We start from the raw sequence: 12196 nt of genomic DNA on the forward strand, positions 1-12196 counted from the left end.
TAAGTCGACGATCGTTCGGGGCTCAGACTTTTCCTCTATCGATTGCCTCGCGTACCACCTTCAGCACTTCGTTAGCCATATAAGGTTTTTGAATAAAGTCTTTGACGCCTGCCGCTTCGAGTACTGACCTGATCTCCGGATCAATAAAACCGCTCGCCATTATGACTTTGACTTCAGGGTTTACACGCTTGATATGCGACACTATTTCTTCACCGCTCAACTTCGGAAGTCCGAGGTCGGATAAAACGACGGCTATTTGATCCTTGTTCTTTTGAAATGTCTGCATGGCTTCCTGTCCGTCGCTCGCAGCTAAAACTTTATATCCTTTGGGCTCGAGTATCGCTTTAAGCAAGTCTCTCAGCATCTCTTCATCCTCGATAATCAATACGGTATCTGTCCCTCCAGATATTTCTTCCGGCGACTGTTGAATCGTTACACCGTTCTCAATGGGTTCTTCGAAAACCGGGAAATAAATGGAGAACGTCGATCCTTTCTTGGGCTCACTCGTGACACTGATAAACCCTCTGTGACTCTGCATTATTCCATAAGCGACGGAGAGTCCGAGTCCGGTCCCCTTGCCTACTTCTTTGGTTGTAAAAAATGGTTCGAAGATCCTGCGTCGTGTCTCTTCGTCCATTCCCGTTCCGTTGTCTTCGATACGTATTTCAACGTATTTGCCGGCAGAGGCTTCCGGAAACACGGGAAGCAGCGTATCACACGAGACCACATTTGTGGATATGGTCAGCTTACCCCCTCTTGGCATAGCGTCTCTTGCATTCACACAAATATTCAAAAGCACCTGATGAATTTGAGTCGCATCACCGGAGAAAACCGGCAGGTCATTCCGGAGCTCCGTGGTTATCACTACTGTCTTGGGAAATGTTTCTTCCACAAGTTTTTCTAATTCCGAAACTATTTCATTCACCTGAACAGACTCAAAAGTTGTCTCGGTTTTTCGGGCGAATGTCAGAAGTTGTTTCACCAGCGACTTGCCGCGCTCCGCAGATTTCATTATCGCCTGAGTCCCGCGCTGGAACTTTTTCTGATCAAATGCCGACTGGGTTAACAGGTCGGCATATCCGAGAATGACGCCGAGTATATTATTAAAGTCATGCGCGATTCCCGCCGCTATGTTGCCGAGGCCTTCCAACTTTTGAGTTTGCAGGAACTGCTGCTCCAGCATTCTGATGTCGGTTATATCTTTTGCCATTCCCGATATTATTTCACCATCCAAAGATGCACTGAGAAGAACGTTTCTTATCTTCCCGGTCTTTGTAACCCATTCGACTTCATTTGTTTTTCCAGTTTCCCCAAGGGTCCGCAGTTCCTGGACGAAGGATTCTCTTTCACGGATATTTCTGTACAAATCATAAGCTCTAATTGAGATCAATTCCATTGGAGAACTATATTCAAGCATATCCGCCATAGCTTTATTGGCGTATATAATTCTTCCGCTCAACGTGGTTCTGTAAACAGCCACGAGCGCATTCTCCACAAGCTCCCTGTATTTCTTTTCCGAATCTCTAAGCTCTTTCTCCATCAATTTTCTTTCAGTGATATCACGCGCGACCCAGAGCACAGAATCATTCGTCAATGGAGACACCGTCGCCGTTCGCCATTTTTCCTCTCCTCTAATGTTTATGGAATACTCCGCATTCTGAGGTTCCCCGCTCTCGAGCGTTTTACGGATCACATCGACGAAATAGTCTGCCTGTTCTCTGGGGAAAATCTCATTGCTTTTCTTACCCATGAGTTCCGAACTTGGCTTATATAATAGCGAATCTTCTGTCGGGGCCACCCTCAAGAAGCGGCCATCTTTGTCGAGTACAAGGATTATATCTTTCATCGACTCAAAGAGCGTGCGCAATTCCGATTCCGACCGACGTAACGCCTCTTCGACAGCCTTCCGTTCAGTGATATCAACCCCCATTCCGACAAGTCCAACGATGTTTCCCTTTGCATCAACCCACGGAATCTTGTAAGTCAGCAGCCAATGCTTTTTCCCTTCATGGTCGTACAAGTATTCTTCCCTGTTCAAGACAGGTTTGCCGTCTCGAATGACCGCCTGATCATCAGCAAAGAATTTCTCTGCAATCTCCCTGGGGAAAAATTCGAAATCGGTTTTTCCAAGGACTTCCTCCTCAGAGTTGCGCCCCACGAGGTGAACATCCGTTGGGTTGGACGTGACCTTCCGGCATTCTTTATCCTTGATATAGACCGCATAGGGAGTATTGTCTATCAGCGTTCTGAGGAGGATGCGCTCGCGCTGTTTTTCATCTTCCGCGGTTTTCCACTCGGTAATATCTCGAAGAACGCCGTCTATTCTGACCAATCGCTCCCCGTCGTAGATAGGAACGGACTTGTCTTCGATATAGAGAAGTGTCCCGTCTTTGCACCTCCACCAATTTTCCGAAAGGGGTATTTCCTGAACGACGTGTTTTTGTAAATCGGCAACGACGGGATCATCCCCAGCAGGACTCTCGGATCGAACCACCTGCTTCAAGAACGCCCATCTGCCACCCATCTTCTCTATGTCGGAAATAGAATATCCGAGTTTTCGTTCAAAGACAGGACTCAGATAAGTGAATTCAGCCGTCCGTCCGTCAATGCTATAAATTGTGTCATCGATAGAGGTCGTAATTTGTGCCAGAACCTCTTCCGATTTGCGCAGGGCTTCCTCTGCCTGTTTGTGAGCCGTGATGTCTCTCGCAACCAGCAGAACTCTTTCTTCATCCATCTTCGAGAGACTTGCATTGAACCAGGTTTCCCTTCCGTCGATTTCTAATTTGTATTCCGTGTTCTGCAGTTCGCCAGCTTCCAACGCCTTTCGAGTAATAGACAAGAATTCGTCGGCTTGCTCTTTACTGAAAATTTCATGCAAAGTCTTTCCAATCAGTTCTGCAGCCGGTTTGTATAACAACTTAGGATCGGTCGGTGCTACCTTTACGTATCTCCCATCGCTATCGAGAACAAGCACAACATCTTTCATTGAAGCGAATAAAGTACGAAGTTCGGCTTCGGATGCGCGGAGCGCCTCTTCGGTTGTTTTCTGGCTCGTTATGTCAGTGGTGATCCCCACGAAACCGTTGATATTATCTTTTTCATCCCGCAGCGGTATTTTTGTTACCAACGCCCAGTGTTTGCTGCCACTTTTGTCGACACGGAATTCTTCCCTGTCCATCACAGCTATGCCATCCTCGATGACTTTACGATCCTCCAGGAAAAACTTTTCGGCCATCTCTTTTGGATACACTTCAAAATCCGTCCGACCGAGGATATCGTCGTCAAAGGTCGAGCCGATATTTTTGAGGACGCTTCCCACTGCCAGCACATGAGCGCGGTTCACCAGAACCTCTCGGTATTCTTTGTCCTTTACAAAGATCGCGTTCGGAATATTGTCAATCAAAGTCCTGAGGAGAATACGCTCGCGCTCTCGCTCTTCTTCCGCAAGCTTGCGCTCGGTGATATCCGAAACGATCCCGAGGAGCCCGACAATCTCGCCTGCCTTAGCTCTGATCGGAATTTTTGAAACCGATATCCAGCGCTTCTTACCATCTGAATAGGTTCGCGGCTCTTCTCTGTCTAAAACAATCTGTCCATCTTGGAGCACCTTTTGATCGTCAAGGAAGTAAATTTCCGCCTCTTCTCTCGGATAAAGATCAAAATCGGTCTTCCCCAGAATTTCTGACTCGGCTAACTCAGGACGATTTGTGTCTTCCGACAGGCGACTCACATGCGCTCTGTTGACGACTGTCTTCCTGTATTCCCCATCTTTCACAAATACCGAGGAAGGCAAGTTATCGATCAAAGTCTTGAGAAGTGCACGCTCACGTTCCAGCGCTTCTTCAGCTTGCTTGTGTTCGGATATATCTTCAAGCGTCCCTTCGTAGTAAGCTACTTTGCCATCCGTGTCATAAACAACACGTGCATTTTCTCTCACCCAGAACACGCTTCCATCAGGTCTGATCTTCTTCGATTCGAGGCCCGTTATAAATCCTTTCTGTTCAATGAGTTCACGAAACTTAGCGCGAGGATATGCGGCCTGATAATGTCCTTCTTCTTCCACATTGAATTTTACCAATTCGTCCAGATTTCGGAAGCCTAGAATTTTTACCATGGCCGGATTGGCGAAAAGCACTCGGCCATCCGGTGTGGTACGATAGAAACCGATCGCGGTGTTTTCAAATATCGCGCGAAAGCGCTCTTCACTCTCACGCAGCATATCTTCCACTCTTCTCCTCTCGGTAATGTCGATGCCGATGCCGATTAGTCCAACTATTGTTCCACCCTCGTCCCTCAAAGGTACTTTTGTTGTGAGCAACCAGATTTTTTTGCCCTCAGGATCAATGACATATTCTTCTCTGTTGAGGATTGGCCGCCCGTCACGGATGACTCTCTGGTCGTCGATAAAGAATTTTTCCGCCTCTTCTTTTGGAAATAGGTCAAAGTCGGTCTTACCAATTATTTCTGCCTCGGACTTTAACCCTGTGTGAGCAAGATTAGCCGGATTCGCAATTATCTTATGGTAGTTTTTATCCTTCACATAAACCGAGTGCGGCAAATTGTCGATCAAGGTTCTAAGGAGAATGCGCTCGCGTTTCTGCAACTCCTCCGCCTCCTTCTGTGCAGTTATCTCGGTCGTAATTCCGACAAGTCCTTCGATCTGTCCATTCCTGTCGCGAAGCGGGACCTTTGAGACTAACACCCAGCTCTGCCGTCCATCTGCTTTGATGCCGGTTTCCACTTTGTTCAGGATCGACTCACCGTCACGGATGATCTTTTGATCGTCCTCAAGATATTTCTCTGCAAGTTCCTTCGGATAGATATCGAAATCGGTTTTACCCAGAATGTCCTGTTCAGGGTTCAGTCCCAGGCGACCGAGATGGGCGGCAACACTTTTCACATGCTGATCATTGACTATCGTTTTTCGATATTCTTTGTCCTTCACGAATACAGCGCTTGGCAAATGGTCGATCAAGGTCCTTAGCAAGATTCTCTCACGCTCCTGTGCCTCTTCCGCGCGCTTACGGTCTGTGATATCTTGGATTGTTCCGAAGTAACTTGCAGGCTCTCCGGCAGAATCAAGCATCAATTCTCCTCTACACCACATCCAGCGCTCAACCCTGTCACTGGGTCTCACGATCCGATATTCTAAATTGAAAGATTTTTTTTCGGAAATTACCTCTTTGAAATATTCCGCAAGCTGCACGCGTTCCTCAGGATGGACCAGGCTCATGAGATTATCTATGTCAAGCTTGAATCCTGAATCGACGCCTAAAATCTCATCGATCATCGGTGAAGTTGAATACGTTCCCGATTTGATATCGAAGACGTAAGAACCGATCCTGGCAACACGCTGCGATTCGCTTAACCAGAACTCCCTGTCCTTTATGGCCTCATACGTCGATTTCTCTCTTGCCCGCACTTCGATCGTCCATAGGGCAAATCCTATGTCATCGGCGAGTTCCGACAAAAGGTGAACTTCTTCCTGAGAAAAGCTATTTGGCGAACCGGCAAAAACGTTGACGACGCCGACCACATTGCCGCTGATTCGTATCGGGAAAGCACCCGCCGAACGGACGCCATGCCTTCTTTCTTCATCATGCCGTAGTTTGTATAACGATTCGTTCTCTAAATCATTAGAGACCGAGGCCAATCCCGTTCGGATGGCCTCAACAATCAAGCCGTGTTTCTCCGGTTTTCCATCAGCAGCAATCATTATTTCTTTCAATGCCCCGCTGTCTATCCCGTTCCACGCGATAGGGTGTACCACTTTACGACCTTCGTCAACAACTCCGATCCACGCCATGCGGTACTTTCCGTCCTCCACGAGAATGCGGCAAGCTTCGTTGAACAGGATCTCGGGAGTCGAGTTCCTTATGATAAGCTGATTAATATTGGACAATGTCCGCAAGATCTGATTCAGCCGGACTATCCGTTCTTGAGCTAATTTCACTTCCGTTATATCTTCGGCTGTACCCTCATAGTAAATTCCGCCCTCGCCATGGACGACATGTGCACTCTCGCGAACGAAAAGGAGGTTCCCATCTTTCCTCTTCCACACTGCTTCAAATCCGCTGACCACCCCTTCACTGCTTATGCGGTGCAGAAAATCTTCGCGCGTGCTGGGAGGCTCGAATCCTTCTTCACTCAGATTGCGTTCCTTTAATTCTCTTAAACTTCCGAACCCCAGCATTTTTACCAGTGCTCGATTAGCGTAGAGTATTCGCCCGTCCGGAGTGGTGCGGTAGATTCCGAAGGCCGCGTTCTCAAACATGTACGTCGAGGACACTTCCTTTCCCGGGGATGATTCCGATTCCTTCTGCCCATTTATGTCCGTTAACGAGCCTGCAATTCCAACCCCTCGACCGCTCTTATCGAACTGCGGAGTTACAACATCTTCAACCCAAGTATATCTTTTTGTTTTCTTGTGACGAATCCTGTAAGTAAGCCGGATCGATTTTTTAGATTTGCTTGAAACTTTTTTGGTGAGAACATTTTGGATTTCTCTCTCCACAAGCCTTGCATCATCTGGGTGAATGATAGAAATCCAGAGCCCGGGATTCTCTGCAAAATCTGTTGCTTTGTAGCCAAGAAGTTTTTTTACGTTGTCGCTGATAAAACTTATCTTGCTACGGGATGGATCACTGCCAATCTTCCTTAAATAAACGGTCTCCCTAACAGATCGCAACATCAGGTTGAAAGATGCGTTCTTTAACATATATTACTCCGTGAAATGAGATGTCACTAGATTCCTGTAAATCGGACACTTCTCGCTGCCGACAAATCAGTCTCTATGAATTCTGTCGGCTCTAAGTTAATGAACAACATGCACAAAAGCATCAAGCACAGGATACCTGTCGAATCTCCCCATGAGGATAGATCGTAAGAAAAATCAGAGACTTTAGCTCGGGAATCAGGCTCAACACTTGCGAGTCTCATCTCGACATCAGCATGCCATTCACTCTGGCTGTTGAGATTTGCGTGCTTATTGGGAATTATAGAATAAAGAAGAGACTAAATAAAATCTTGTTAGATCAGAAATTTTACTCGGAAGCCGTCATTGCCCGGATGAATAATAAAGATCGTTCCATTTCAGTTCTTTCTTGAACTCGGAAATATTCGTCGAATCGTTGATTAACAGATATTCCATTCCGAACATCTCGGCGAAATCTTCCAGATACTCCGCGCTAATGCTCTGGCTGAAGGCCGTATGATGGGCACCTCCAGCAAGTATCCATGAGTGTGCAGCGACCGTCAAATTCGGTTTAGGAATCCAGACCGCGCGTGCAACGGGTAATTTTGCCAGCGGCTCGTTCGGCGGGACTACGACCACCTCATTCACTATCAACCGAAACCGATCACCGACATCGATGATGGTGGCATTTATCGCCGGCCCCACAGGGGTATCAAAAACAAGTCGAGGCGGATCAGCCTTACCGCCGATAGACAACGGCGCAATCTCGAGAGATGGTTTGCCCTCAGCGATCGATTCACAAATCTCGAGCATGTGAGCGCCGAGAACCTCCATGCCATCTTGTCCAGGATTAAAATGATAAGTATAATCCTCCATGAATGATGTGCCGCCTTTAAGTCCGGCAGACATTACTTTCGCGGCACGGACCAACGCTGCCGTTTTCCAGTCGCCCTCGGCCCCGAAGCCGTAACCGTCTGCCATCAACCGCTGTGCTGCCAGTCCCGGCAATTGTCTCAATCCATGAAGATCTTCAAAAGTATCTGTAAATCCCGTGAAGTTTCCGCTCTCAAGAAAGGCCCTCAGCCCGATCTCGATCTTCGCTGCTTCTCTCAACGATTGATGCTTCTCGCCGCCTTTTCGCAGCACTTTGGATACCTTGTACCTATTTTCGTATTCCGCAATCAGCTTATCGACCTCAGAATCAGATGCTTGATCCACAAGATCGACGAGGTCACCGACGCCGTATCCGGCGACCGAATAACCAAACTTCATCTGGGCCTCGACCTTGTCACCTTCGGTAACTGCGACTTCGCGCATGTTGTCTCCGAAGCGCGCGATGGTCCCGCCTTGCATATCACATTTCGCGGCGGCGGCTCTCATCCACACCGCGAGCTTCTTACGAACCGATTCATCCTGCCAATGGCCCACGATCACTTTTCTGCTCTTGCCCATCCTGGTACAGATAAATCCAAACTCTCGGTCGCCATGAGCGGACTGATTCAGATTCATGAAGTCCATATCTATTTCACCCCACGGCAAGTCACGGTTAAATTGTGTATGAAGGTGTACGAAAGGTTTCTGCAAGACTTTCAACCCCGCGATCCACATCTTCGCAGGTGAAAATGTGTGCATCCAAAAAATTACTCCTATGCAATCGGGAGAACTATTCACATCCAAACATAGTTTGTAAACAGAATCCGGCGAAGTCAAAACGGGCTTGAATTCAACTTTCACAGGGAGTTCAGGAAACTTAGACAAATAACTTGCGATCTCTCTCGAGTGCCCGGCGACCTCTTTTAAAGTCTCCTCACCGTAAAGATCCTGGCTCCCCGTGGCGAACCAAACTTCATATTTTCTTAGATCGATCATAATCTCTTCTTTCTATTCACATTTCGAGAACTGGGCATTTCCCCTAACAGACAGATATGATCATTTCTTCTGTCCATAATAGGCATTCTTCCCGTGCTTTCTTTCATGATGCTTCTTCAAGATGTACTCCGGCAGTTCACCCGCGTCCGGATTAATCTGCAGCGTCTTCAGCGCAATCTCCGAGATGCGTTCCAGTGCAAGACTATTCTCCACCGAATCTTCCGGATCTTTTCCCCAGCAAAATGGGCCATGGCCCGCGACCAGTACCGCCGGAATTGCCATTGGATCCAGTTCTTTAAATCGTTCCACAATTATTTTTCCCGTATTTTCCTCGTAAGCCGATGCGACCTCGTCCTCTGTCATAAGTCGCGTTACGGGAACAGCGCCGGAAAAAAGGTCCGCATGAGTTGTACCGAGACAAGGAATTTCTTTGCCCGCCTGAGCGAATGCAGTCGCATTGATGCTGTGCGTGTGCGTAATGCCTCCGATTTGCGGAAAGGCTTTGTACAACTCGATGTGAGTCGGTGTGTCGGACGACGGACGTAATTTCCCCTCGACGACTCTGCACTTAAAATCGACGACCACCATATCATGATCACTCATCTCATCATACTCGACACCGCTCGGCTTGATGACAATCAATCCTTCTTCCCGATCAATCCCGCTGACGTTGCCCCAGGTCAGGGCGATCAATCCATATTTCGAAAGCGAAAGATTTGCCTCGAGTACTTTCTCTTTCAGTTTCTCTAACACTGATTTTCCTTGTGCACTTTATCTCTGATGTCTAACAAATCTTTCATCACGTTGAACATGCTGCCCTGCCAGCCCGTTGTGCCGAATCCGTCATGGATCTGTCTGTAAATTGCGTAGAGCTTTTTGTACACTTCGTGATTTTCTTTGATGGGTTGATACGTTTTATTTATTCCGGTCATAACCGTTTGGGCTTGAGTAATATTGTCAAAACCGCTTGCTTTTTTCCCGGCAGAGATCGCCGCGAAGATCGCCGCCCCGAGTGCAGGCGTTTGTTCACTTCGAGAAATCTCCATCGGCCTTCCGGTAACGTCGGCATATATTTGCATAAGCACAGAATTCTTAGCAGCAAGTCCACCGCAATTTACGACTTCGTCGATTGAGACTCCATTCTCCTCGATCCGATCGATGATTGCAAGGGCGCCGTACGCAGTAGATTCCAGTAAGGTGCGGTAAATTTCATGAGGCTGCGTATGGAGCGTTTGTCCGAGAAGGAGTCCCGTCAAACGCACATCGACAAGGATTGTGCGGTTTCCGTTGTTCCAGTCAAGCGCCATCAAACCGGTCTCTCCCGGCTTTAGCCGTTCGGCGGCATCTTCCAGATTCGAGAATTTCTCCTCAAGAGTTCTGCCGTATGCATCCGGAACCAGATTGTTAACAAACCACAGGAAAATATCTCCTACACCAGATTGGCCTGCTTCGATTCCATAATAGCCATCCATAACAGAGCCGTTCACGACCCCACACACGCCGGGTATATCTCCCAGTTTTTTGCTATTCGGCCAGACCATGATGTCGCATGTGCTCGTCCCCAAGATTTTCACTAATGTTCCGACTTTCACTCCCGCTCCGACAGCCCCCATGTGCGCATCAAAAGCACCGACGGCAACGGAAACTTTCGTCGATAAACCCAACCTGGTCGCCCATTCTCCGGAAAGATATCCCGCCCGTTCTTCAGTAGGAAAGGCAGGCATCGTGAGGCTGCTGCGTATTCTTCCTAATCCCGTCGAAAGTTCATTCAAAAATTCCGGATCAGGATAGCCACCCCATCCTTCATTATACATCGCCTTATGTCCGGCGGCACAGATACCCCGCTTGATATGGTCGGGATTCGTATCGCCTACGAGAACGGCAGGGATCCAATCGCATATTTCTACAAAACTGTACGCAGCGTTGAATACTCCGGGATTTTCATTTTGACAATGCCATATCTTGCTCCAGAACCATTCGGAAGAATAAGTCCCACCGATTTTAGCAAGATATTCCGGACGGATCTTTGCCGCCGATTCAGTAATCTTCTCCGCTTCGGCATAACTCGTATGATCTTTCCACAGCCATACCATGGCTGCAGGCTGATCTTCAAATTCATCGTGGAAGCATAGTGGCACACCCTTCGGGTCAACAGGCAGCGGACTGCTTCCCGTCGTGTCGACCCCGATTCCCACAATATTCTCAGCCGAAAAATCCGGAGATGCCGTTTTTGCCTTGTTGATTGCCTCTTTCACCGTTATTTCAATCCCGAGAAGATAATCGGCTGGATTTTGCCTTGCTTGATTTGGATTGGCGGGGTCAACGATTACTCCCGCATCACCCGATGGATAATCGAAAACATGGCTCGCCAATTCTTTTCCATCGGCGAGATCCACAATTAATGATCGACAGGAATTTGTGCCAAAATCTAATCCGATAGCAAATTTACTCATGGCGAACTCGTACAAGGATCGGTATGCGATCGCCACCTTAAAGCGCAAATGCGGAGAAGGTGGCGGTTACAAAAAAAACTTTACTTCTTTACAGAAAATTTATAAATCGTCGTGGTCCTGTAAGTCTCCCCCGGCTTAAGGGTTGGCGAGGGGAACCCTGGTTTATTCGGAGAATCTGGATAGAGCTGAGTCTCCAATGCAAGCCCGGTCCTGTATTGATATCTAACTCCGTTCTTCCCCACCTCCGAGCCGTTGAGGAAATTCCCGGTGTAAAACTGAATGCCCGGCTGATCAGTCAGAACATCCATGACCCTGCCGCTCGACGGATCATACAGCTCCGCAGCCAAACGGATTTTTTTCGTGTAGTCATTAAGAACCCAGTTCAGATCGTAGCCTCTGCATTTTTTCAATTGATCGTTGTTATCATTTATGCGAGCGCCAATTCTTGTGGGCTTCAGAAAATCAAAAGGAGTGTTTACAACACTGGCAAGTTCACCGGTCGGGATCAAGTTGCTATCGACCGGAGTGAACTTATCGGCGTTTATCATCAGCTCATGGTCAAGGATTGTCTTGGTGGGATCGCCGGTCAAATTGAAGTAAGAATGGTTGCACATATTCAATATTGTAGTCTTGTCGGTCGTGCCGGTGAAATCAATCCGGATCGCGTTATCTTTTGTCAGAGTGTATGTGGCAGTGACAGTAACTGTGCCGGGGAACCCTTCCTCGCCGTCCTTGCTCGCGTAAGTAAATCTCACGGAAGAACCCTCTGGCGATTCTGCTGGCTCGGCAGTCCACAGCACCTTGTTGAAACCAATCTTGCCGCCATGCAGGCAATTTTGTCCGTCATTAACGGTCACCTGATATGTTTTCCCATCCAGTGTGAATTTCCCTCCGGCGATTCTGTTGGCATACCTTCCGACAATTCCGCCGAAGTACACGGTACCATTAACATAACCTGCCAGACTGTCGTAACCCAGTGCAACATCGGCAAGCTTGCCGTCGCGGTCCGGGACCTTGACGGACACGATCGAAGCCCCGTAATCAGTTAGCGTTACAGTCATACCAGCTTCATTCTTGAGAGTAAACAGATAAGCTTCCCTGCCATCCGAAAGTTTTCCGAATAATTCTTTCCTGATCATTAATCCAGCTTTCTCATTTGATTGACACAACGCAATTG

5 protein-coding genes are annotated in these 12196 nt (G+C 47.9%); all 5 read right to left on the reverse strand.

All coding sequences use genetic code 11. The features are described from left to right. Nucleotides 1-22: 22 nt before the first annotated feature. Nucleotides 23-6721: a PAS domain S-box protein gene (locus VLX91_08020; GenBank protein HUI30149.1), complete on the reverse strand. Its 6699-nt coding sequence runs from the start codon at nucleotides 6719-6721 to the stop codon at nucleotides 23-25. Between the two features lie 339 nt (nucleotides 6722-7060). Continuing rightward, nucleotides 7061-8566, reverse strand: a complete 1506-nt coding sequence (araA, locus tag VLX91_08025; GenBank protein ID HUI30150.1) for an L-arabinose isomerase — start codon at nucleotides 8564-8566, stop codon at nucleotides 7061-7063. Nucleotides 8567-8626: 60 nt separating this feature from the next. Further along, the gene (locus tag VLX91_08030; protein HUI30151.1) at nucleotides 8627-9319 is read right to left on the reverse strand and encodes an L-ribulose-5-phosphate 4-epimerase; all 693 of its coding nucleotides are present in this window, start codon (nucleotides 9317-9319) and stop codon (nucleotides 8627-8629) included. After that, complete coding sequence (locus VLX91_08035) at nucleotides 9313-11019, reverse strand: ribulokinase (protein HUI30152.1); 1707 nt, start codon at nucleotides 11017-11019, stop codon at nucleotides 9313-9315. The genes VLX91_08030 and VLX91_08035 overlap by 7 nt, the downstream gene beginning before the upstream one ends. 80 nt (nucleotides 11020-11099) lie before the next feature. Next, on the reverse strand, nucleotides 11100-12196 hold a 1097-nt coding region (locus tag VLX91_08040; GenBank protein HUI30153.1), incomplete at its 5' end, for an aldose epimerase family protein.

The sequence above is a fragment of the Candidatus Acidiferrales bacterium genome, assembly GCA_035515795.1.
GTDB lineage: Bacteria > Bacteroidota > Ignavibacteria > Kryptoniales > JAKASW01 > JAKASW01.

What these genes read in the sequence shown, in the direction of transcription:
- VLX91_08020 (HUI30149.1), bottom strand. Translation starts at nt 6,721, where the DNA reads ATGTTAAAGAACGCATCTTTCAACCTGATGTTGCGATCTGTTAGGGAG.
- araA (HUI30150.1), bottom strand. Translation starts at nt 8,566, where the DNA reads ATGATCGATCTAAGAAAATATGAAGTTTGGTTCGCCACGGGGAGCCAG.
- VLX91_08035 (HUI30152.1), bottom strand. Translation starts at nt 11,019, where the DNA reads ATGAGTAAATTTGCTATCGGATTAGATTTTGGCACAAATTCCTGTCGA.